Source organism: Chloroflexus sp., assembly GCF_056331925.1.
The window spans coordinates 42,000-65,225 of sequence record NZ_JBWGQH010000028.1 but is presented as its reverse complement, the minus strand read 5'-3'; the positions used below and the strand labels follow the sequence as shown (position 1 = coordinate 65,225).

Here is a 23,226-nt window from a genome sequence, read left to right as displayed (position 1 = left end):
GGTCATACGCCATAAACTGGCGGCGCCCTTGAGGGAGAGCACCTTGGTAATGGCTGCGGTCAGCGTCGTCTTCCCGTGGTCGACGTGGCCGATGGTGCCGACGTTGACGTGCGGTTTCGTCCGCTCAAATTTCTGTTTGGCCATTGTGTTGTTCCTCCGCGTTCTTGCGCGATCTTCTTATCCTGTCAGCCAGATACGGCTAGTTCCCGATCAGACCAGACGGCATAGATAGCCGTCGGCAACAGGCGGCGAGTTGTCTGTTCCGGGATTGCCAACTCGCCGGCGGTTATATATCCTGCAAACGGCGCCATGGTTTCGGCCAGAAGATTACCGATGGTCAGCGCCGAGATAGTGGTAGCGTAAGCACAGACCAACACCCCAAGCGGTTGTGTGCTCAACAAACGAGCGCACTGAGCGAGTAACGTTGGCAACTGTTCATGCAATCGCCAAATCTCGCCATTTGGCCCACGACCGAATACCGGCGGATCGAGCAAAATCAGGTCGTAACGATTACCGCGTCGCAATTCGCGGGCCACGAACTTACCGACATCATCGATCAGCCACCGGATCGGGCGATCGGTTAACTCGGCCAGTGCCTGATTTTCTTGAGCCCAGCGCACAGCAGGCTTCGAAGCATCAACGTGTGTCACATAGGCACCGTGGCGAGCAAGGTGTAGACTACTCAATCCGGTATAGCCAAACAACACCAATGCCCGCGGTTGGTTACGTCGTCGAACTTGTTGCGCCAGCCATTCCCAATGTGCGCTATGTTCAGGAAAGACACCGGTATGCCGAAACGGCGTCAAGCGCACCCAACAACGAACACCATTCGCATCGAGCTGCCAGCGTTCAGGTAAGGGACGATGGCTATGCCACTCACCCGGTCCCTCGTCACCGCGGGTACGACGGAAGGTGGCATCGGCCCGCTGCCACGCAGTTGGCGGAAGCTGAGGCGACCAGATCGCCTGCGTTTCCGGTCGGGCTAACACATACGGGCCAAACCGTTCCAATTTCGCACCGTGACCCGAGTCGAGTAACTCGTAATCGGTCCAACGCGGTGGTGTTAGCAGGCGTAGCTCCATCGTTGCAGAAAGGGACGGTCGCACGGGGCGACCGTCCCCGTCGTCCCTCACTAATTCGCGCTACGTTTCTCGATAATCTCCTTCGCCAGCGCCTCGGGCAAAGGTTCGTAGTGGTCAAACTCCATTGAAGCAGTAGCGCGCCCTTGCGTTGCCGAGCGGAGATCGGTCATATAACCGAACATATTCGCCAATGGTACGAAAGCGCGCACGACTTGAGCATTTCCACGCGCCTCGATACCTTCGATCCGGCCACGGCGCGAATTGAAATCGCCGATAACTGTACCGAGGAATTCCTCGGGTGTGACCGTCTCGACCTTCATAATCGGTTCAAGCAATTGTGGCTTACCGCGACGGACTGCCTCTTTGAGACACATCGAGGCAGCGATCTTAAAGGCCATTTCCGAAGAGTCAACTTCGTGGTACGAACCATCGTACAGGGTAGCCTTCAGATCGACCACCGGATAGCCGGCGATCACACCGGTCTGCATTGCTTCGCGCAAACCTTGTTCAACAGCGGGGATGTACTCTTTGGGAATGACACCGCCGACGATAGCATTAACGAACTCGAAGCCCTTACCGGGGGGCAACGGCTCAAACTTAATCTTCACGTGACCGTACTGGCCCTTACCACCGGTTTGGCGCACGAAGCGCGACTCTTGATCGACCGGAACGGTAATTGTCTCGCGGTACGAGACTTGAGGCTTTCCCTGATTCGCCTCGACCTTATATTCGCGGCGCATGCGGTCAACGATCACTTCAAGGTGCAACTCGCCCATACCTTTGATGATCGTCTGGCCGGTTTCCTGGTCGGTATAGACTCGGAAGGTCGGGTCTTCCTCGGCTAACCGGCTGAGCGCGATCGACATTTTATCTTGGTCGGCCTTCGTCTTCGGCTCAATCGCCATCTCGATCACCGGTTCGGGGAAGCGGATGCTCTCGAGCACGATTGGGTGATCGGGATCGCAGATCGTATCACCGGTATATGAATTCTTAGGACCGACCATGGCCGCGATCTCACCGGCGTAGACTTCATCAATATCCTCGCGGTGATTGGCGTGCATCCGCAGGAGGCGGCCAAGCCGTTCACGCTGTCCGCGAGTCGAGTTGAGCACATACGACCCCTTCGTAATCTTGCCGGCGTAGACACGGAAATAGGCCAGCTTACCGACGTAGGGGTCGGCAACGATCTTAAAGACGAGAGCGGTAAACGGCTCATCGTCACTGACACGGCGGGTAATCACCTCCACACCCTCATCACCCATCACCTGACCGGGCAGTGTGCCGGTAATAGCCGGGCGGTCGAGTGGTGACGGCAGATACTCAATCACCGCATCAAGCAACTTTTGAATACCCTTATTACGCAGGGCAGCGCCACAGAGCACCGGCACCAACTTACGTTCGATGGTCGCCTTACGGAGACCTCGCTTCAGTTCCTCGACGGTCAACTCCTGGCCTTCGAGATACAGCAAGGTCAACTCATCATCAGTTTCGGCGATCATCTCAACCAGCTCATTGCGCGCCTTTTCGGCGGCAGGCCGTAGCTCGGCGGGAATCTCCTCTTCGCGAATATCCTTACCGAGGTCATCGTAGTAAATAGTTGCCTTCATGGTGAAGAGGTCAATTGTCCCGCGGAAGGTATCCTCAACCCCAATCGGCAACTGGACAACTGCCGGCTTCGCGCCGAGGCGATCCTTAATCATCTGCACACAGCGCTCGAAGCTGGCGCCGACGCGATCCATCTTATTCACGAAGCAGATACGCGGCACGTTGTACTTATCGGCCTGTCGCCAGACCGTCTCGGACTGAGGTTCAACGCCAGCCACGCCGTCGAACACGACGATACCACCGTCGAGAACGCGCAGTGATCGTTCCACCTCTACCGTAAAGTCAACGTGGCCGGGAGTATCGATGATATTGATCCGATACTCAACGCCGTTGAGCCGCCAAGGGGCAGTGGTAGCGGCGGCGGTGATAGTAATCCCGCGCTCCTGCTCCTGCGGCATCCAGTCCATCGTCGCGGTCCCTTCGTGTACCTCGCCAATCTTGTAGGTGCGACCGGTGTAGAACAAGATCCGCTCGGTTGTGGTCGTCTTCCCCGCGTCGATATGGGCAATAATGCCGATGTTACGTACTTTGTCGAGTTCGATCTGACGTGGCATACCCGTCACATACTCCTACGTGAGGCGACATACGCCGCCATACCTCTAAACCGAGACCGACGTTAGAGCCGGCCATAGTGGGCGAAAGCGCGGTTAGCTTCCGCCATGCGGTGAACGTCTTCTTTGCGTTTGATCGTCGTACCGGTGTTGTTATAGGCATCGATCAACTCAGCGGCGAGGCGTTCGACCATCGGCTTACCGGTGCGAGCACGGGCTGACATAATCAGCCAGCGCATCGCGAGTGAATGGCGGCGATCGCTCTTCACCTCGACCGGTACCTGATACGTCGCACCACCAACGCGCTTGGGTTTTACTTCGATGGAAGGGCTCGCATTCCGCAGTGCCTGCTCGAAAATCTCCAGTTGCGGCTTCTTGAGCTTTTCGGCAGCGAGATCGAGCGCCTGATACACGATCCGCTCGGCAAGACTCTTCTTGCCGCGCTCCATAACCTTGTTAATAAACTTCTGCACGAGAACGCTATGGTAACGAGCATCCGGCGGAATCGGCCGCCGTTCAACTACACCGCGACGGGGCATACCGCACCTCTCTTACTTCTTGCCGCCCTTGCCGGCGGGAGCACCCTTGCCGACCGGTTGGTTCTTCTTCGTACCGTATTTGCTCCGACCCTGCTTGCGACCACTAACACCCTGGGTATCGAGCGTCCCACGGACGATGTGGTAGCGCACGCCGGGCAAGTCCTTCACACGACCACCGCGGATCAACACCACTGAGTGCTCTTGCAGATTGTGCCCCTCGCCGGGGATATATGCCGTCACCTCAAGGCCGTTGGAGAGCCGCACGCGGGCGATCTTGCGCAGCGCCGAATTAGGCTTCTTCGGCGTCATCGTTGTGACCTTGGTGCAGACGCCGCGCTTCTGTGGCGATCCGCGGCCGCGAGTCAGCTTCCCCTTCAGCGAGTTGTAGGTGAAGCGCAGGGCCGGGGCTTTTGTCTTTTTGACCACCGGCTTGCGCGGCTTCCGAACAAGTTGGTTAATAGTCGGCATCTACTGCTCTCCTTTGAAACGGCCTGCGATAAACAACCTTTTGCAGACAAAATAATAACTGGCCCAAAGATCTGGTCGCAGTATGCCACTGCGCCTTAGAAGTGGGCCGCATGGCGCACAGACATTCTGCTGCGCAATTTCTTCGCAGCAGTAGTGGAGTATAGCATTGTCGTCGGTCTTTGTCAAACCTGTGGACAAGAATGTGGATGGAGTAATGGGAGAGGTGTGACCCTGGCCGGGTTCAAACCGGATGGAACAGCAGGATGGTACGTCTGCATTTGTAGCCGGATGCGGTATGATGAGAGGTAACAAAACCAATAGCATACTCATAGGAATGGTCATGCGATCGGGCCGAATTAAGATTTTGGGCGTACCGATTGATGATATTACTGAACCAGAAGCGGTAGCGCTGGTACAGGCAATGATTGAACGTGGTGGGCCGCACCAGATCTGTACGGTCAACCCAGAGTTTATTATGGAGGCGCAGCGGAATTCGGCCTTCAGTTCTGTACTACAGGCGTCTGACCTGAATACACCGGATGGGTTTGGTGTGTTATTGGCAGCACGCTGGCTTGGTACTCCGCTCCGCGGGCGAGTGACCGGTGTTGAACTTACGCTGCGACTGGCAGCCTTGGCTGCCGAGCGCGGCTATCGCATCTTTTTTTTAGGAGCGGGTCCGGGGGTGGCTGAAGCAGCGGCGGCGGTATTACAGCAACGTTGGCCTCGTTTGCAGATAGCCGGTTGTTATGCTGGTTCGCCCGACCCGGCGAATGATGAAGAACAGCGTCAGATCATTGCCGCGGCACAGCCGGATATTCTATTGGTGGCGTATGGTCATCCGCGCCAAGAGTTGTGGATTGCCCGTAATCAGCCGGTGTTACGCATTCCATTGGCAATGGGAGTAGGAGGGACGTTTGATTATCTGGCCGGACGTGTCCCGCGGGCACCACGACTGTTACGTCGGTTAGGGTTGGAATGGGCGTTTCGGTTCGTGGTGCAGCCATCACGTTGGCGCCGGATCATTGATGCCGTGCCGGTCTTTGCGTTAACCGTAGTACGGCAAGGCCGGTGCAAGAGTTGATAAAATTTGCTTATCTAAAGTGCCGGCAGGAGAAGCCGGCTATTGAAGTGAGGAGTGCTATGGCGCAGACAACCGTAGAAAAGATTGCAGCCCTGCGTGAGCGACGTGAACGGGCACGCAATCAGGACCCGACAGCAATTGCTCGCCAACATGAGCGTGGTAAATTGACTGCACGGGAGCGCATTGATCGGCTGCTTGATCCCGGTTCGTTTGTCGAACTCGATGCGTTTGCCGTTCATCGGACATCGGCGTTTGGGATGGAACGGCGCAAGCCACTTGGTGATGGGGTTATTACCGGTCACGGGACGATAGATGGGCGTCCGGTATGTGTCTTCGCCCAAGACTTTACCGTGTTCGGAGGTTCGCTCGGTGAGGTTTTTGCCGAGAAGATTTGCAAGGTGATGGATCTGGCGTTGCGGATGGGAGTGCCGTGTATTGGGATTAACGACAGTGGTGGTGCGCGGATTCAAGAAGGTGTGGTTAGTCTTGGTGGCTACGCCGAAATCTTCTATCGTAACGTGATCAGTAGCGGCGTGATCCCTCAACTTTCGATTATTGCCGGCCCCTGCGCCGGTGGTGCGGTCTATTCACCGGCCATGACCGATTTTATCTTTATGGTCAAAAACATTAGTCAAATGTTTATTACCGGTCCTGATGTGATCAAGACGGTGACCGGTGAGGAAGTAGGGTTTGAAGAATTGGGTGGGGCTATGACCCACAACACGCGGAGTGGGGTTGCCCATTTTGCTGCCGATACGGAGGACGAGTGCTTTGATCAATTACGGACACTGCTGTCGTTCTTACCTTCGAATAATATGGAAGATCCGCCGTATCAACCGCCGACTGATGATCCTGAGCGGATGGATGAGGAGTTGCAGAGCATTATCCCTGATAATCCGCGCAAAGCCTACGATATGATTAAAGTGATTGAATCGGTGGTTGATGACGGGTTTTTCTTTGAGGTGCAGCCGGCGTGGGCCAAAAATATTGTGATCGGTTTTGCCCGGCTCGATGGGCATGTAGTTGGGGTTGTCGGTAATCAGCCATTGCAGATGGCCGGCACGCTTGATATTGACAGTTCGGTGAAGGCAGCGCGGTTTGTGCGCTTCTGTGATGCCTTTAACATTCCCTTGGTGACGTTTGTTGATGTACCCGGATTCTTGCCGGGCACCCAACAAGAATACGGCGGTATCATTCGCCATGGTGCAAAGCTACTGTACGCCTATTGCGAAGCGACCGTGCCGAAGTTGACAGTCATTACCCGCAAAGCCTATGGTGGGGCATACGATGTCATGGCCAGTAAGCATATTCGCGCAGATTTCAACTTTGCGTGGCCGACTGCGGAGATTGCAGTGATGGGTGTGGATGCCGCAGTGCGGATCATCTTCCGCAAAGAGTTGGCCGAAGCCGATGACCCGGCTACTCGCCTGGCCGAACTGGTGGAAGATTACCAGAATCGCTTTGCAAACCCGTATGTCGCTGCTGAGCGCGGGTATATCGACGCCGTGATCGAACCGCGCGAGACACGTCCGGCATTGATCCGTGCATTACGCTTGGCCCGCACAAAGCGGCAGAGCCTGCCGGCACGTAAACACGGCAATATTCCGCTATGATGCACCTATTTCGTGGGAGGCTAGATTTTCGATCTGGAGTCTAGATGCACATTGGCTGAGGCGTATGCTATCATAGTAGTATCACATCAAAACCCTTTCGTTGGGATGGGGTTGTCGTCTGTTGACAAATATGTACCTCAACGGGGATAGGATACCCAAATGCACCGTAATCATCGCAATGAAGCGCAGTGTTTGGGCCAATGAGGTGCTGGAATGTCGGTAGTACTCGCGCACAACATTGAGTTTTGTTCGATACAAGCGCAAGAAGTGTTCCTGCGCGAGGCAGTTGGTGTGGTGCGGTTTGTCGACAACTGGGTGCTCAAGGAGTGGCTAACGCACGACAAAGCGTACAAACATGTGCTTCCCAACCCACACGAGGCAGCCCTGAGACGGCAACCGAACGCGATCAAGTGCATACCTGAGTGTGTACCGCAGCAGGCCATCACGAATCTAGGCAAGGCATGCAATCGCTTTTTCCGTAAGGAAAGCGGGTATTCCACCTTCAAAAAGAAGGGTAGTCACGACAGTGCCCGTTTTGACAACGAGTTGGGCATCGTTCGCTGTGCAGGCAAGCGTATCAACCGGCCCATTGTCGGGTGGGTAAAGATGCGTGAGGCGCTGCGCTTGAGTGGCAAACCCCTGTCTGCCATGTGTGAGAGCGTGGCAGACCGTTGGTACGTTTCCCTCCCTGTCGAGGTTGAAGTGCCCAAGCCCCTCCGCGCGAGCCAAGCGGCGGTGGGCATTGATCTTGGCGTCACCACGTTAGTAACGCTTTCAACTGGTGAAAGACTGGAAGGCCCGAAGACGTTACCCAAGCACCTTAAGCGTCTGCGCCGTTTGAGCCGTCACTATCGTTGCAAAGCCATCGTCAGCAACAACCGGTGCAAATCGGCGCTGCGCTTGGCGCGACTTCACGCGTGCATTGCCACCATTCGGCGGGATTGGCTGCACAACCGGCAGCTTGCCCGTGCGATTGCCGACATCGGGATGCACGAGTTCAAGCGCAGGCTTCGCGACCAGGTGGCGCTCTCGGGGGCGATGCTGATGGAAGCCAATCCGTGGCTTCCCTCCTCGAAGACGTGTTCAGGGTGCGGTACCGTGGTGAAAAACTTACCGCGTTTCGTTTGGGAATGGACGGACGGCACGTGCGGTACGCACCATGACCGCGACGTGAATGCGGCAAAAATCTTGAGTGCCTGGTGCTCACGAGGGCGAGTTGCACCCGAAGTTATGCCTGTAGAGACCGGCCCTGCGGTGGAACGGCGTCGTGCCGGTATACGTGCATTCAGTCGATGAAGCAGGTATCAAACTTATCCTATTGGGGTATGGTTCAAGCAACGGAAGGTAGGAATGACCGATCAAGAAGGCGCCTCCGAACAAGTTATCGAATTGCGCCTGCCAAGCCGTTTGGGGTATGAGCGAGTCGCTATGGATACGGCAGCGTCGCTGGCGCGTCGCATGGGTTTTTCGCCCGATCGAATCGATGCGCTGCGGACAGCGATTGGTGAAGCGGTAACGAATGCCATCGAACATGGCAATCAGTCTGACGCCGCCATGAAGGTGGTGGTCGTACTTACCATTCGGCCTGATGAATTGATCGTGAGTGTGGCCGATCAGGGTCGCCAATTTCTCGATCCAACCCGGACGACAGCACAGCCCCGTATCGCTGATGCTTTGCAACGGGCCGATAAGGGTGGTTGGGGTATCTGGTTGATACGCGAGTTAATGGACAAGGTGGAGTTTACGTTAGCGCCAGATGGAGGGAATCAGGTACGGATGGTCGTCCATCTCGAACGATCGTCAACGAATAATCACTAAACCGGAAAGAGTCATGCATCTCATCCTACCCAGCATTCTTGGCTATGAAGTGATTGCTCGTGATGCGGTCTCGACGCTCGCTTTACGGTGTGGTATGCCACTTGAGCGCATAGAAGACGTGAAGACAGTACTTTGCGAGGCATGCGTGAGCGCGATGGAACAGGGGTGCCATTCCGATCCGCAACGTAAAATACAGGTCGTGTGTGAGGTAGATGAACGTCAACTGGTCGTTGAAGTGTATGCTGAGATTGGCGGCTCATTGGTATTACCGTGCAAGCCGGTGCAGTGGTCGCTCAAACAACCTACATCACTGCGCGACTTGGGGTTTGGGTTAATCGTGTCGCTCGCGGATGAAGTAAGCGTTAGCGCCGATGCTCACAATGGTACGCGGATGCGCCTCGTGTTTTATCGCGATCCAGCCGGTGTTGAGGTGAATATATCGTGACGTCTGCATGATGCGTTGTTACATATTGAGGAGTGGTCGATGTTAGAAGATGAGTTAAATGTCAATATCCGTCATCGTGAAGGAGTTGCAATTATTGATCTGATCGGTGATGTGACGACATTCGCCGAAGAAAAGATCAATAATGCGTATCGCCAAGTAACGACGCAGGGTGCTCGTTACATTCTGCTCAACTTTCGCCAGAATGACTATATCAATAGTGCGGGGATTGCAATTCTGATCGGCATTGTCACCGAAGTAAACCAGCATGGGCAAAAGCTAGCGATTAGTGGCTTGTCGCCACACTTTCAGAAGATTTTCCGCATGGTCGGGTTGGCACAGTATGCCGAAATTTATCAGACCGAGGCGGAGGCACTGAGTGCTTTTAAGCGGCTTAGTGCAATCGAGTGATACGCGCAGGTTGTTAATTCACAATTGATGATCGGTGATAACAGGAGCGGTGGAGTGTTTGCCAAATGCTCCTGTTCTTGTTTTATGTTCACACTTCGGCAGTGGCAAGTGCCGCGGCCAATTCGGTTGGTGTTACCACCGCATTGCCCAACCGCCTGACGACAAGTGCTGCGGCGATGTTGGCTAATGCTGCTGCAATCTTGCCACGATAACCGGCAGCCAGTGCCAACGTTGCGACGGCAATGAACGTATCGCCGGCACCAGTCGTATCAAAGACTTCGCTGACGCGGTAGGCCGGGAGTTGGAGGTATGGCTCGTCATCACCGATCAGGGCCAATCCGGCAGGGCCACGGGTAACGATCACAAGACGCGCGGCAAGTGTGCGGTACAGCCGGCTAATTGCACCGGCGATGGTTTCATCGTCGATTGCAGACATGCCTAGCGTTGCAGCGGCCTCGGCGTCGTTGCAACGAAAGAGGCTGGCGTGGTGGTAGTAATGGGCATTTCCCTGTGCATCAACCGCAAAGATTGCCCCATGCCGTCGACATAAATCACGCACCGCATCAACGACCCGTGGGGTGAGTAACCCCAGTTGATAATCGGAACAGATTACTGCGTCAGCATACGGTATCTGCTCGGCAAGTGCTGCGATCACCCGCTCTTCAATAACTGGTGCGAGAGGGCTGCGGTCGAGTCGGTCGAGGCGTGCAACCTGTTGGGGAAGACGTGGGCTGGCATCGGCCAGAATCCGAGTTTTGCGGGTCGTCTTCCGTCCGGTAATCGTGATGACGCCACTGTCGTCAATCGCCGCCGTGTGTAGGAGGGTGCGGAGATGCTTGCCCTCTTCATCGTCACCGATAACAGCGACAAGACTGGCGTGCGAACCGAGAGCGACGATATTACGAGCCGGATTGGCTGCCCCGCCGAGAATAGTTTCGCGCCGTAGGTACTCTAACACCGGGATCGGTGCTTCACGCGAGAGGCGGGTAGGTCGACCGTAAAGGTACTCGTCAAGGGTAATGTCACCGACCACAACAACTCGCCGACCGGCGAGCGCCGTCGGATCGGGCAACTGCGTGTGATGAGGAAAGGCGGTTGGCATACGAGTGATAGGGTATGGCAGCAAGGGCAGTCATCGCCGACTGCCCTGCTGAGGTAGTCTGAATTAGGCGTGGTCGACAAGTACTGCTTCACGGAAGCGCTGCATACCGATCCGGATATCTTCACTACCGGTAGCGTATGATAGGCGCAGGTAGCCGGGTGCGCCGAAGGCTTCACCGGCGACACAGGCGATATGCGCCTCTTCGAGCAAGTATAGGTTTAGCTCCTCGCTGGTCGTGCAAATCTTCCCGTTGCGTAATGGGCGATGGAGCAGGGCACTGACGTTGGGGAATACGTAAAACGCACCGTCTGGTACAGTGCAGCTTATGCCGGGGATTGTTGCCAACAGTTCAAGAATAAGATCGCGACGGCGGTGGAATTCAGCGGTCATTGACGTGACCGCAGCTTCGACCGTTGGGTTGGGCGTGTAGGCCGCCAGTGCTGCATCTTGCGAGATGCTCGATGTGTGGGTACTGGTATGGCTCTGAATAGCTTTAATTGCCTCGATAATCGGTTGCGGACCGGCGACATAACCGATGCGCCAGCCGGTCATGGCATACGCCTTGGCAGCGCCGTTGACGACCAAGGTGCGTTCGGCTAAATCAGGGGCAATGCGTAACAGGCGTGCGTAGGGAACATACGAGATTGCATCGTAAATCTCGTCGGTGATAATAATGGCCGGATGATCACGCAACACATCGGCCAGTGCTGCCAGTTCCTTGGCGCTGTAGACCGCACCGGTCGGGTTTGATGGCGAATTGAGTACAACAACTCGCGTGCGTTCACTTAGGCTCGCCCGTAGTTGGTCAGGTGTCAGCTTAAAACCGGTCTGTTCGGTTGTTTGTGGCGTAATCGGAGTAGCACCGGCCAACTTGGCCTGCTCAACATAACTTACCCAATATGGAGCAGGAATAATCGCTTCATCACCCTCGTCGCACAGCGCCTGAAAGGCGAGGTAGAGGGCTTCTTTTGCGCCGGTCGTTACCGTTACCTGGCCGAGACCGTAGGTAATGCCTTGGTCAGCAGTGACGCGGGCGGCGACAGCCTTGCGCAGTTCGAGCGTACCGCCGGTAGGTGTGTAATGGGTGTGGTTCGCGTGGATACCGGCAATCGCCGCTTGCTTAATCGGTTCGGGGGTATCGAAATCAGGCTCTCCTACACTAAATGAGATAACGTTGATTCCGGCGGCACGCATTTGAGCGACGCGAGCCGTCATCGCGGCAGTAGCCGAGGCTTCAAGCGCAGCGAGACGGCGAGCAAAGTGATATTCCATCTTGGCAGACATGGAACTCTCCTATCTGGTTGTCTGCTGAACGGCGCGGTGCAGACATCAGGTGTGGTTGATACACTTTCGGCAATTATACCAGAGGGATGAACCGGTGCTGTTGTTGCCAATCGCACGTCCTCCCCAGAGCTTGTTGTGCTTGTTCGACCACACAAGATGCAGTACGGCCACAGCCCGAAGCTCCGACAGGCTGCCGACCGGTTGGCGTCGGTTGGCGACTTTTGGTTGCGTGTCGGGGTCTAAGCAGCAGCCGCCGGTTGGGTTCCCGGATTCGCTCCGGTCAACGAGCGCTGGTGCACGTTCCTAATAGGTGACAGGCGTGACAATCACGGCAGCAGCCGCCAGGTGGTTCGTGTTGCCCTTGCGGTGGTTATGCCCGTCGGAGCCGGTGCGCGCACCATAATATCCCATTGTCGTTAGCCAGCACCGGGGGAGCTGCGCGACGGCGTCCTTCGGTCGCAGATCGGTGGCAGCTCCCGCCAAGGTGCATCTGTGCAGACAATCCACCGCATTCCATACAAATCTGAGGCAACACGATCTCGCACTGTAGCGCGTTTGCGGTCAAACGGTTGGGAAGGGTGCGACGACGGCTCATTCCTCATCACAAACGGTAGGTGGATAGAGTTTGGCGCGTCAAGCTGAAAGCGCGCTACGGCTATCGCTGAAGTGCATAACCGGCTCTAGGGCCTGCTCATCAGCTCCGGCAGTTTACCGGTACGGGCATACTCTTGCACGGCCAGGTAAATAGCGCGAGGTGTGCCGTCAGGGTCGACGAAGTTCCAGGCATCGGGGTAGGAGCGAGTACGGAACGGCGTACTGAATTGCCAAACAATGGTCGCTTCTAGCCATGGGTATCGGCGTGACCATTCGTAGGTGGCAATCGTCCAGCGTACACGGTCGGCGGGGCGCACAGCACCACTCCAGCGTGGGTGGTCGTTATAGCCACCTTCAGTAATGATGATCCGTTTGTCGGAGCCACCGAGTCGATCAAGCAGTGCGCGCACCAGCTCAATGCGTCGAAAATTAACTCGGTCGGGTGCGGGGGCGGTTTCTGGTGGTTCAAGGCCGCCGTAGGCGTGAACGGCCCACATATCGAAAAAAGGAAACGCGCCGGCATCGGCGAGTGAAGCGAGAAACTGCATATCGTCCATTCGTAGATTCCCACCTTCAAGGCTTGGGCCGGGTGACAGTGCGCCGGCAATCACAATGGTCTCTGGAGCAACTGCCTTGATTGCCGGATAGGTCTGTTTGAGCAGATCGGTATATGCACCGGGATCAGGTGGACGTTCACCCCACTCAAAACGTAGATTCGGCTCATTCCAAATGACAATATGGCGTACTCCTTGCGGTGCATACCGCGACGCAAATGCAGCAGCAAAGCGTGCGAAATCGGTAAAGTGGTCGCGATCGAGATAGCGGTCGGTGGTATTGGGTGGACGGGCCCAAGCTGGTACAATGTCGAGCCGGGCAACGACTTGGAGGCCTTGAGCACGGGCGTGGGCGATCACCATATCGGCTCCTGTCCAATCGAAGCCATAACGGGAACGAGGCTGAATGTAGGCCCACGGAAAGAGTTCTCCAATCCAGCTTGCTCCCATCTCGTTGACTTGCGCGAGGGTGTGGCGAATGTAGGCTTCATCACCGATCCCGGTCAGGCGTGTATGGACACCGATCAACGGGTTGGTGGTGATAACCGTGCGTGGTGGTGGCACGTTGAGCGGGCGTGGGAGCCGTAGTTGTAAGAATTGCCCACTGATCAGCGCCAGCAAGGCAAGTGCGAGCAGGATGAGACGGTACATACGGTTTCATCGTTACCCAGCGGGGACGGTGCATCGGCTTTGTTATCACCATCCTACCACACGTGATGACGTCACGTTGATTTGACATAAAAAACCTGTGCAAGAACTGTTCATCTGTCTTGCGTCACCATCCTAACCGTGCTATAAAGATGTAGGTTGTTCATTTTTGCACATTGAATAGCGACGAGGATCACACAACTATGCGGATTGTGATTGCAGGTGCCGGCCCTGCCGGCATGGTCGTAGCGCGGACGATGGTCGAGCGCGGTCACGACGTGATCGTGCTCGAGAAGCGACATGTGCCCGGTGGTAAGGTATCGGCGTGGCAAGATGCCGATGGTGACTGGATTGAAAGCGGATTGCACGTCTTTTTTGGTGCGTATCGCAATCTCTTGGCGTTTCTGGAGCGGTACGGTCTTGGCGACACCTTCAATTGGAAGCCGGCGGAGATGATCTTCGTCTCCGAGCGTCACGGTTTGGCGCCAATCCGATTTGTCCCGTGGTTACCGACACCCTTCAACGGTCTAGCCGGTGTTTTTGCCTTTAAGCCGCTCTCGTTGGCCGATAAGCTGCGCATGGGGTTAGGGCTGATACGGGTAATTTTTGGCGATCAGGAGTACGTCGATCAACAAGACAACGAGACCTACGCCTCGTGGCACTTGCGTCATGGGATGGGTCAGCGGTCGCTGGATGAAGTGATGCATACCATGGCGCTTGCGCTCAACTTCCAGCGCGCCGATCGCGTCTCGGCCAAGCTACCGTTAACGGCAATGCTCCACTTTGCGCATGAGAAAGAAGCACCGCGCATGGCGCTCGTTAAAGGTTCACCCGATACCAACATTTGGCGCCCGCTGATTGCGCAGATCGAGCGGTTGGGAGGAAAGGTCGAGCTGAATGCACGTGTGGCTGCCATTGAATACGATGCCGAGACGAATCAGGTGAGTGGATTCCGGCTCGACGATGGTCGTCTGGTGACCGGTGATGTCTATGTCTCGGCGATGCCGGTGCATAATCTACGCAAAGTTCTTTCGCCGGCTCTCCGTGAGATGCCCTATTTCGCGAACCTGAACCATCTGAAAGGGTCGCCGGTGATCACGATGCAACTCTTCTTCGACCGTCGGATTGCCGGCGTCGATAACCTGTTGTTTAGTGCCGGTACCCATCTGAGCGTCTATGCCGATATGGCGATGGTGGCCCCGGAGTATCATAAGGGTGAGCGAAGTATCATGCAGTTTGTGGTCGCGCCGGCTGCCGAGCTGATCAACTTGTCCGATGCTGAGTTAGTGCAATTTGTGATGAGTGAGTTTGTGCGTTTGCACCCGATTGCCCGCGAAGCCAAACTGCTCAAGCACACGATTGTACGTATTCCCAATTCGGTCTACCAGGCATTGCCGGGGGTCGATAAGTATCGGCCCGATCAGGCCACACCGGTGCGCAATTTGTTCCTCGCCGGCGATTATACGCGCCAACCCTTCTTGGCCTCAATTGAGGGAGCAGTGATCAGTGCGAATCGCTGTGTTGAACGTATTACCGAAGCACAGGCCCGCGGCGATCTGATGATTCAACCACAGATTCTTGCTGCAGCCGATTGAGACATCCCGTATACTGAAGGAGAGTGCTCATCGCGATCCGCCCTGTTGCGGGCGGGTCGTCGATTCGGAATTGAGTATCTGCAAAGGGTCGCCATGCTCGCAATCGATACCTTGCTAAACGGATATTACCGGATTACCGTTGTGCTCGACGCTTACCCCGATGCTGAGCTTTACCGGGCGATTGATCAGCGTTCATCGCTGCGCGTCTTGATTACCGCCTTGCCACAGCCGGATCAGACGGCGGTGAACGATGTCTTGCGGTTAGCCCGCGAGCTGGCGCAGGTGCAGATGCCGGGCTTCTTGGCGCTGCGCGACTATTTTGCGATTGAACACGTATGCTATCTGGTAGCCGATGATCCGGGTGGGTCAGATTTAGAACGGTTTGCGCGAGAACGCGGATCACCGTTGTCTGAACAAGAGACGCTGGCGATAGTCGACCGCTTATTGGCGGTTCTTGAACGGTTGCATCGTCATCAGCCGCCACTCTTGTTGGGTGATGTACGTACTTGTGATTTGTGGTCATCACCGGAAGGCGGGTTGAGTTTGGCGCCGTTCGCCTGTGCGCGCCATATTGGGACAGAGGCAACACCGTATCGTGCACCGGAGTTGTACGATCATACGGTTGAGCCGGCTCCGGTGAGTGATATTTATGCGATGGGGGCAGTGTTGTACCTCCTGCTGACCAGTTGGCCGCCACCGCCGGCCAATCAGCGTCAAGCCGGGATGCCGCTCAACGCACCGCGCGTGTTGAATCCGCAGGTGTCGGTACTGGCCGAACAATTGACCTTGCGAGCACTGGAATTGAAACCGGCTAACCGCTATCAGCAGGTAAGCGAGATGCGGAGCGCGCTCGAGACGGTTCGGCTAATGGCGGGACGACCGATGGGGGCTACCCCGCCAATTGAACATCCGGTTACCCCGGTAGTGCCTGTCCCTCCTCCGACGGCGCCGGTGACTGCTGTACCTACTCCGGCGCCGGCTGGACCGTTGCCTCCCACTCCACCACCAATTGCCGTACCGACAGCATCGGCGAATACACCGGTAGCCACCGCGCCGTCGCGGCCTTTTCTAAGTACCTCGTGTTTGTTGGCAATTGTGGGCGGTTTGGCCGTGATTGCGCTCGGCGTGTGTGTCCTGGTGGCAGTGCTAGTTGGTTTGTATATGACCAATAGCTCGGTCTTCGGGTGGCTCGGTAGTACTGCGGCGATGGCACCGACAGCGCCTGCTTTGCCTACTCCGTCTGCTGCAGTGACGACAGAATTGCGACAACAGGTTGAGGCGATTGCGCAAACCGCTCAGCTACGTGAAGACGGTCTAGGTGCTGCAACGTATAGCCCCGACAGTCAACTCATTGCGGTTGCTGTTGGTAAGGTGGTACAGCTGCGGGATGCTGAGACGTTGGCCTTACGACAATCGCTCAACGGTCATTTGGGTGATGTTAGTGCGTTAGTGTTTAGCCCTGATGGTACAATCCTTGCTTCTGGTGCGCAAGATGATCCGGTCGTGCGGTTGTGGAATGTGCGTAACGGTCGTGAGGTGCTCCAGTTGCAAGGTCACGAAGATTGGATCCGCTCGCTGGCGTTTAGTCCCGATGGCCGATTGCTAGCTTCGGGGAGTGCTGACCGCACAATTAGGATTTGGGACGTTGCCCGTGGCGAGACGCTCGTGGTGTTGCGAGGACATACCGACTTGCTCGGCAATGTGACGTTTAGTCCTGATGGTCGGCGATTGGCCTCAGCCTCGCGCGATGGGACGGTGCGCTTGTGGGATGTAGTGAGCGGGCAGCAGATCGATACGTTTCGGTTTACCGCGCCGGTTGATACCCAAAGTAATACACCGTTTTGGATGACGGGGATCGCGTTTTCTCCTGATGGTCGTCAAATCGCAGCCGGATCGATTAACGGTAATGTCTACCTCCTCGATGCTGAAACAGGAAATGTTCAGCGCGAACTGCGTGGTCACGATGGGTGGGTGGTGATTCGTGGGGTCGCGTACAGCCCGGATGGTCGCCTGTTGGCTAGTGCTAGCCTCGATGGGAGTGTACGGCTCTGGAATCCGGTGAATGGGGTCGAGCGTGAAGTGTTGCGGCAACGCGGTCTTCGTTTACTTGGCTTAAGCTGGAGCCCCGATGGTTCGCGTATTCTCTCATCGAGCGATATGGGCGGGAATCTGGCTATTTGGGATGTGGCTTCAGCCCAGATCGTGCAGAGTTTTCAAATAACTCAAGGGGTTGTAACGGGTGTTCACTATAGCCCTGACGGCAAGTTGCTAGTTGCGAGCGGTGCGAACGGTGCGGTACGAGTGCATGTCCTTGAGAGTGGACGTACCTTGAACCTTGACGGTGGCGCGGCGACGAATGATTATATCGAATGTATTAGCAATAACGAAGTGGTGGCAATTAGTGAAGCCGGTGAGATTGTCGTCATTGATTTAACCAATCGCCGTCCCAACGAAATGCTCGACGGCATGAATGGTTTTCCGCTCAATCTGGCGGTAAGTCCGGATCGTAGTTTGATCGCAGTTGGGAACGAGCGGGGTGAAATCTACCTGTGGGAGACGGCGAGCCGCACCTACTTACGTCGGTTGGACGGTCTGAGTGGGCCGGTTTATACGTTGGCCTTCAGTGCCGACAACGCTTATCTCGCTGCTGCGACGAACCAGCCTGCTGATGCACCGCAGATTGCCGTCTGGGAGCTGGCGCGTGGGGGGAATCCGCAAATTCTCCGTGGTCACAATGGGCCGATTGCGAAGTTAGTCTTCTCTGGTACGCTTCTCCTTAGCGCTAGTAGCGATGGTTCGTTGCGGATGCGCGATGTGGCGCATGGTTATGCCGAAGTATTGCAGATGAGTCTGCCGGCAGATCGCGGCTGGATGACGAGTGTTGCCATTACGCCCAATGGTAAGGTGTTAGTTGCCGGTACAATTAGCGGTTATCTGGGATTTTACAACATCAGCAACGGCGAATTACTGCGAGAGATCGATTTGGCTTCCGGTGCGGTGCTCGATCTCGCTATTACCCCTGATGGTCGGCAATTAGCCGTTAGTACGCGCGATGAAGGCATCTTGTTGTTCGATCTGTCGTCGGTACGGTAGGATGATGGTTCGGCACGAGGCGTAGGTGCCGGATCGGGTAGTGTTGAATGGTAGCTAGAAAAATTATTTAGTAGCGCTAAATTATCTTGTGAAGAGAGCTTCTTGTTTAGTCCCAAAATACCGCCGTTCAATCTGCTCGACGGCGGCTACTACTCCTTTTTCAACTTGCATTTGTGCGCTTACGTTGGCAGCGCGCTGACGGTATTCCGGTGCCAGTGCCTGTTCAAGGGCGTAACATAAACGCGCAACCGACAATTCGCTCGGCGAGATCGGTGGTGGATTGGCGCCGGTCAGGTGCGCACGCCAAGCCCAAAACGGTTGATCGGCGGCAAACGGTATGATGATGGCGGGGATGCCGGCGCGGAGCGCGGTAGCGGTTGTCCCTGCGCCACCGTGATGAATCATCGCGGCGGCTTGCGGGAGAAGCCAATCGTGCGGCAGTTCATCGGCGAGATAGATGTCGTTGGATCGATTGGTGAGTTCGAGTCGTGCCCAACCGCGTTGGATAATGCCCCGCTGACCGGTCTGGCGTAGCGCCGACAGTACGATATGCATCAGTTGTGGTGTGTCGCGCGTTGCCATACTGCCAAAATTGACGACAACCGGTGGTGGACCACCGGCGAGAAAGACACGGAGATCGGGTGGCGGTTGCCAGTAAGTATGCTCCAGATACCACGGACCCGTTTGTACCGTAAGTGGTCCTGTTCCCGGCGGGACAAGCGTCGCGCTGTAGGCGAGCAACAGTGGAATCTGACGACCGGGCATCGCCCACGATAGACGAGGTGGACCGATGTCTGGCGCACGTCGGCGGATCATGCGATAGGTGAGCTGCTGGCTATATTGAAAGACAGTCTGGGCGAAACGATGGCTCAGTCGGCGCCAGCGTAGTCCCATCGAGGTCTTCGGCCACATAATGCTGGCAATCTCATCGGGTGGGTCGAAAAAGGGAAAGAGATCGACGGCCCATTCACGAATGCCGTATTGCTGAGCATAGAGATGACCGACGGCAACCGTCAAAAATGTATGGATAATCACATCGGCATTTGCTGCTGCTCGTTGCAGCCGACGCGCCACTTCGACGCCGAGTGGTAGAGCAAAGCGGTAGACAATACCGATTAAGCGTAACGGACGGTTACGAGCTTCGTCGGCGATCTGCCGTGCCAGTGTTTCGACATCACCCGGTAGTGGTACAAAGTCAATTCCATACGCCGCAGCAAATGTGGCAAAGCGGGCCGGTGCAGCGAGGATCGGGGTGTGACCGGCAGCGCGGAGTGCCTTCCCCAGTGCCACAAATGGTTGAACGTCACCGCGACTGCCGTAGGTACACATGAAGATTCGCATAACGTGTGTATCTTATTCTTCACCCATGATCCGTAGATATTCCTGATCGAATTGCCACAACAATCCTTCTGATTGAGCATACGGGCCGGGGCGATACGCACGTGAACTGACTCCTTGCTGCGATAACTCGCAGACTCGCCAGTCTTGGCGGTTGGTGCGATCCCAAAACTCAACGGCGTCAGAAGGATCGAAATCGGGTGTAGCCATTACTTCCGGCGCAAAGTACCAGGAACAGACAATCGTCGTTGCATCGGGGCGTTGTGGGATTAGACGATGCGCCATCACGTAATCGGGATGGAGACTGAGGAGCAGATTGGGAAAGATGGAGTAGTAATAAACGCGCCGCCGATCTTCGGCGTTTAGACCGGGCAACGGTGGGCGACGAGTATGACCGTCTAGCGTCATGCTCTCGTGTTTCAGATCCATATATCCACCGAGAAACGGGCCACTCGTCAGATCGTTGCGCCCGCTTTGCCACGGAGAAACGGCTACGAGTTCGGGGTGAATAAGCGGGCAATGGTAACACTCCGAATAGTTAGCAATAATCAGCTTCCAGTTGGCCGCCACTTCGTAAACAATCTGAGCGCCGCAGTGCAATCGTCCGGAATCCCACGCCTGAAACTTTCCGATGAGCGGCGCAAACGCGCGCTCGAATGCAACGGGCTGTTCGGCCAGTGATACGAACACAAACCCATCCCATTCGGCGACGGCAGCACTCAGTAACGGCCATTCTTCACAGCGAAACCCCGGCGCGTCCTGCATATAGCGAGCGGTCGCCAGTGTCCCATCGAGCCGGTACGTCCATGCGTGGTACGGACAGACAATCGTTTCGCCTAACTTACCTTGCAACTCTGTGCAGAGACGCGCTCCGCGATGACGACAGACGTTACAATGTGCATGGAGTTGACCGGTCTGGTCGCGTAGGAGGATAAGGCTTTCGCCGGCGACTTCGATTAGACGGTATGCGCCGGCAGTAGCGACATCTTCACTCCGCCCGACGCAGACCCATGTGCGCGCAAAGATGCGGTCTTGTTCACGGATAAAGATGTCGGTTGAGCTAAAATAATAGCCGGGCAAGGTGTAGGCCGGACGATCAAGTGATGCACGGACAAAGGTCGTCATCCCCAACTCCTTTCATATGCAGTATAATAACGTTTGAAAAGAAGCTTCTATCGTTATAGTGTGATCCAAGGAGGGACGCATGTTTAACCCTTTCAAACGAAAAGATCCAACCGATCAGGATAAGCGTGTTCCACCGGGGCAATATGTCACTGACAAATTTCCGGTGTTGCATTACGGGACCGTCCCTCAGTATACCAATGTTGAAGAGCAGTGGGATCTGCGGTGTTGGGGAGAGTTGGCTGAGCCGGTTCGGTTCAGTTTTCTTGAATTTCGTGCTCTGCCGACGGTGACGATTAAGACCGATATCCATTGTGTGACGCGCTGGAGCAAACTCGATACGGTGTGGGAAGGTGTCAGTTTTCGTGAATTTCTGCGTCATATTCCACCACTCAAACCATCGGCGCGGTTTGTCGTTGCCCACAGCGAACAGGGTTATACGGCGAATCTTCCGCTTGATGTTCTGCTCGATGATGATGTGCTGTTGGCTTATAAGTATGATAACCAAGAGCTGACTCCTGAGCACGGGTATCCACTGCGCTTATTGGTCCCCAAGAAGTACTTCTGGAAGAGCGCAAAGTGGCTACGCGGCTTGGAGTTCCTCGATCACGACCGGCTTGGTTTCTGGGAACGCTACGGTTATAACAATAACGCCGACCCCTGGCGTGAAGAGCGATATGCCGACGATTGATGATCACGATGAACGTATTGCGGCGGCAATTGCCGAACAGCATGCGTTACGCGCACGTGTGTCGCTTTGTGATGAGTTTAGCGACCTACGTCTGGTGGCCGGTGTCGATGCCGGTTTTGAGAACGAAGGTACTGTGATCCGTGCGGCGGTCGTCGTCTTGCGCTTTCCTGATCTGGCGCCGGTCGATTACGCATTGGTACGCCAGCCGGTGACATTCCCCTATGTGCCGGGTTTATTGGCTTTTCGGGAGGTGCCGGCGATGATTGCCGCCTTCGACCACTTACACACCGAGCCTGATATGGTGATCTGTGATGGGCACGGTATTGCTCATCCGCGGAGGTGTGGGATTGCTTGTCATCTTGGCGTGTTGCTGAATCTGCCGACTATTGGTTGTGCGAAACAGCGATTAATTGGTCGCTATGTGGCACCGCCGACGGTGCGAGGTGCACGTAGTCCATTGTACGACGGCTCAGAACAGATCGGCTGGGTGTTGCGCACGCGCGCTGATGCCCAGCCGGTCTTTGTTTCGCCCGGTCATCGGGTAAGTCTCGACCGTGCCACTGAAGTGGTGATGGCTTGTACAACACGCTTCCGCCTACCCGAAACAACCCGCTTTGCCCATCGCTTGGCATCGTATGGTCAGTTACCGTTGGTGTAAGATTGCGATGTGTTTGCAGCAGAATGGAACAGAAGATTGGGATGGAGGTCTGATCTGTCGCATTATGCGATGAGCATTAGTTTGTGAAGCTATCACAATGTGTTGAGGATCGGAGCGACGGTGCAATAAACCGTCGTTTTTTTGTTGTGGGCAGCGAGGTCAGCGACAATGCTTCACGATTGTTCAATGTTCGCGCATCTTTTTTCCACCTTGTGCGGTTTATTAGTAGAGCACGCAATCTACCGGAGTAACCGCAATGTGTTGGAGGTTCATCACAATTCTGATCTTGGGCTTGGTCGGTGGTTGGTGGCAACCATTGTATGCCCAGCTTCCATCGGTCCTCATCAACGAGGTCATGCATTATCCGTCGACCGGCGCGGAATGGGTAGAACTCTATAATTCCGGCGCGTTGCCCATCGATCTCAGCGGCTGGCGGATTGATGATGCTACGATTGGCGGTCTCCATACGATCATTGCTGAGGGCACGATTATCCCACCCGGTGATTTACTGGTTGTTGAGCTGTCTAACCCGATACTCAACAATAATGATCCAGATCAGGTTCAGTTGAGTGACCGTTTCGGCAACTTAATTGATCAGAGTCCGCTGACAATAGTGTCACGCGATCAGACAATTGCTCGCCAACCCGATGGGAGCCCGTATTGGCAGATCGGTCCATCATCACAATCGGTATGGAATGGTGGCGTAGCACCGACAATGATAGTCCCGTCTGCGACAAGTGAAACGATGACTGCTACCGTGACGATGACGGCCATCGGCATGTCCACGCCTACCGCGACAATTGCCACCGACATATCCTCCCCAACCGCGACATTGGTAGCGACGGCACTGCCGACCGAAACGGCGACACCGGTGGCGACGGCATCGCCGACCGAAACAGCAACCCCGACGGTCACGGCGACAGCAACCCCGGCGGTC

20 protein-coding genes and 1 pseudogene are annotated in these 23,226 nt (G+C 55.7%); 11 read left to right on the top strand and 10 right to left on the bottom strand.

Annotated features, from left to right (window positions below; translation table 11 throughout):
- From AC01ZF_RS14255 to rpsL, 5 genes and pseudogenes are all read right to left on the bottom strand, one after another.
- Positions 1 to 144, bottom strand: a pseudogene (locus AC01ZF_RS14255) (GTP-binding protein); the annotation flags it as partial.
- Positions 145 to 185: 41 nt separating this feature from the next.
- Positions 186 to 1,106: a class I SAM-dependent methyltransferase gene (locus tag AC01ZF_RS14250; RefSeq protein WP_476575449.1), complete on the bottom strand. Its 921-nt coding sequence runs from the start codon at positions 1,104 to 1,106 to the stop codon at positions 186 to 188.
- A 26-nt stretch (positions 1,107 to 1,132) separates the two neighbouring features.
- Positions 1,133 to 3,241 (bottom strand): elongation factor G, encoded by a 2,109-nt coding sequence (fusA, locus tag AC01ZF_RS14245; protein ID WP_424675240.1) that lies wholly within the window; start codon positions 3,239 to 3,241, stop codon positions 1,133 to 1,135.
- Between the two features lie 62 nt (positions 3,242 to 3,303).
- Positions 3,304 to 3,777, bottom strand: a complete 474-nt coding sequence (rpsG, locus tag AC01ZF_RS14240) for a 30S ribosomal protein S7 (RefSeq protein ID WP_424675239.1) — start codon at positions 3,775 to 3,777, stop codon at positions 3,304 to 3,306.
- Between the two features lie 12 nt (positions 3,778 to 3,789).
- Positions 3,790 to 4,245, bottom strand: coding sequence for a 30S ribosomal protein S12 (rpsL, locus tag AC01ZF_RS14235; protein ID WP_015941742.1), 456 nt, complete (start codon positions 4,243 to 4,245; stop codon positions 3,790 to 3,792).
- Positions 4,246 to 4,585: 340 nt separating this feature from the next.
- Between rpsL and AC01ZF_RS14230 the strand changes: the two genes are divergently transcribed.
- The 6 genes from AC01ZF_RS14230 to AC01ZF_RS14205 all read left to right on the top strand — a co-directional run bounded on the left by AC01ZF_RS14230 (position 4,586) and on the right by AC01ZF_RS14205 (position 9,610).
- On the top strand, positions 4,586 to 5,326 hold the full coding sequence (locus tag AC01ZF_RS14230; RefSeq protein WP_424675238.1) for a WecB/TagA/CpsF family glycosyltransferase: 741 nt from the start codon (positions 4,586 to 4,588) through the stop codon (positions 5,324 to 5,326).
- A 59-nt stretch (positions 5,327 to 5,385) separates the two neighbouring features.
- Positions 5,386 to 6,939 carry an acyl-CoA carboxylase subunit beta gene (locus AC01ZF_RS14225; protein WP_424675237.1) on the top strand — a complete coding sequence of 518 codons (1,554 nt, stop codon included), beginning with the start codon at positions 5,386 to 5,388 and terminating at the stop codon, positions 6,937 to 6,939.
- Positions 6,940 to 7,152: 213 nt separating this feature from the next.
- Positions 7,153 to 8,235 (top strand): RNA-guided endonuclease InsQ/TnpB family protein, encoded by a 1,083-nt coding sequence (locus AC01ZF_RS14220; RefSeq protein WP_424675236.1) that lies wholly within the window; start codon positions 7,153 to 7,155, stop codon positions 8,233 to 8,235.
- 54 nt (positions 8,236 to 8,289) lie between these two features.
- Positions 8,290 to 8,757, top strand: a complete 468-nt coding sequence (locus AC01ZF_RS14215; protein ID WP_015941745.1) for an ATP-binding protein — start codon at positions 8,290 to 8,292, stop codon at positions 8,755 to 8,757.
- 13 nt (positions 8,758 to 8,770) lie between these two features.
- Complete coding sequence (locus tag AC01ZF_RS14210; RefSeq protein ID WP_424675235.1) at positions 8,771 to 9,202, top strand: ATP-binding protein; 432 nt, start codon at positions 8,771 to 8,773, stop codon at positions 9,200 to 9,202.
- 39 nt (positions 9,203 to 9,241) lie between these two features.
- A complete protein-coding gene (locus AC01ZF_RS14205) occupies positions 9,242 to 9,610 on the top strand; it encodes an STAS domain-containing protein (RefSeq protein WP_424675234.1) in 369 nt (122 codons plus the stop codon).
- Positions 9,611 to 9,698: 88 nt separating this feature from the next.
- On the opposite strand, the gene AC01ZF_RS14200 is transcribed toward AC01ZF_RS14205, so the two are convergent.
- The 3 genes from AC01ZF_RS14200 to AC01ZF_RS14190 all read right to left on the bottom strand — a co-directional run bounded on the left by AC01ZF_RS14200 (position 9,699) and on the right by AC01ZF_RS14190 (position 13,795).
- The gene (locus tag AC01ZF_RS14200) at positions 9,699 to 10,712 is read right to left on the bottom strand and encodes a bifunctional heptose 7-phosphate kinase/heptose 1-phosphate adenyltransferase (RefSeq protein ID WP_424675233.1); all 1,014 of its coding nucleotides are present in this window, start codon (positions 10,710 to 10,712) and stop codon (positions 9,699 to 9,701) included.
- Between the two features lie 63 nt (positions 10,713 to 10,775).
- Positions 10,776 to 11,996, bottom strand: a complete 1,221-nt coding sequence (locus AC01ZF_RS14195) for a pyridoxal phosphate-dependent aminotransferase (protein WP_424675232.1) — start codon at positions 11,994 to 11,996, stop codon at positions 10,776 to 10,778.
- 680 nt (positions 11,997 to 12,676) lie between these two features.
- On the bottom strand, positions 12,677 to 13,795 hold the full coding sequence (locus tag AC01ZF_RS14190) for a hypothetical protein (RefSeq protein ID WP_424675231.1): 1,119 nt from the start codon (positions 13,793 to 13,795) through the stop codon (positions 12,677 to 12,679).
- 200 nt (positions 13,796 to 13,995) lie between these two features.
- Here AC01ZF_RS14190 and AC01ZF_RS14185 point away from each other — a divergent pair, with 200 nt between their 5' ends.
- Positions 13,996 to 15,387, top strand: a complete 1,392-nt coding sequence (locus AC01ZF_RS14185; RefSeq protein ID WP_424675230.1) for an FAD-dependent oxidoreductase — start codon at positions 13,996 to 13,998, stop codon at positions 15,385 to 15,387.
- A gap of 93 nt (positions 15,388 to 15,480) precedes the next feature.
- Positions 15,481 to 18,480 carry a WD40 domain-containing protein gene (locus tag AC01ZF_RS14180; protein WP_428111449.1) on the top strand — a complete coding sequence of 1,000 codons (3,000 nt, stop codon included), beginning with the start codon at positions 15,481 to 15,483 and terminating at the stop codon, positions 18,478 to 18,480.
- Between the two features lie 81 nt (positions 18,481 to 18,561).
- On the opposite strand, the gene AC01ZF_RS14175 is transcribed toward AC01ZF_RS14180, so the two are convergent.
- Together AC01ZF_RS14175 and AC01ZF_RS14170 are read right to left on the bottom strand one after the other, a co-directional pair.
- A complete protein-coding gene (locus tag AC01ZF_RS14175; protein ID WP_428111447.1) occupies positions 18,562 to 19,821 on the bottom strand; it encodes a glycosyltransferase in 1,260 nt (419 codons plus the stop codon).
- A gap of 12 nt (positions 19,822 to 19,833) precedes the next feature.
- Positions 19,834 to 20,943 (bottom strand): aromatic ring-hydroxylating oxygenase subunit alpha, encoded by a 1,110-nt coding sequence (locus AC01ZF_RS14170; protein ID WP_476575448.1) that lies wholly within the window; start codon positions 20,941 to 20,943, stop codon positions 19,834 to 19,836.
- Positions 20,944 to 21,022: 79 nt separating this feature from the next.
- Here AC01ZF_RS14170 and AC01ZF_RS14165 point away from each other — a divergent pair, with 79 nt between their 5' ends.
- From AC01ZF_RS14165 to AC01ZF_RS14155, 3 genes are all read left to right on the top strand, one after another.
- Positions 21,023 to 21,631, top strand: a complete 609-nt coding sequence (locus tag AC01ZF_RS14165) for a sulfite oxidase-like oxidoreductase (RefSeq protein WP_424675226.1) — start codon at positions 21,023 to 21,025, stop codon at positions 21,629 to 21,631.
- The gene (gene nfi / locus AC01ZF_RS14160; protein WP_424675225.1) at positions 21,618 to 22,289 is read left to right on the top strand and encodes a deoxyribonuclease V; all 672 of its coding nucleotides are present in this window, start codon (positions 21,618 to 21,620) and stop codon (positions 22,287 to 22,289) included. The genes AC01ZF_RS14165 and nfi overlap by 14 nt, the downstream gene beginning before the upstream one ends.
- 256 nt (positions 22,290 to 22,545) lie before the next feature.
- The coding region (locus tag AC01ZF_RS14155; protein WP_476575447.1) for a lamin tail domain-containing protein at positions 22,546 to 23,226 on the top strand (681 nt) is incomplete at its 3' end.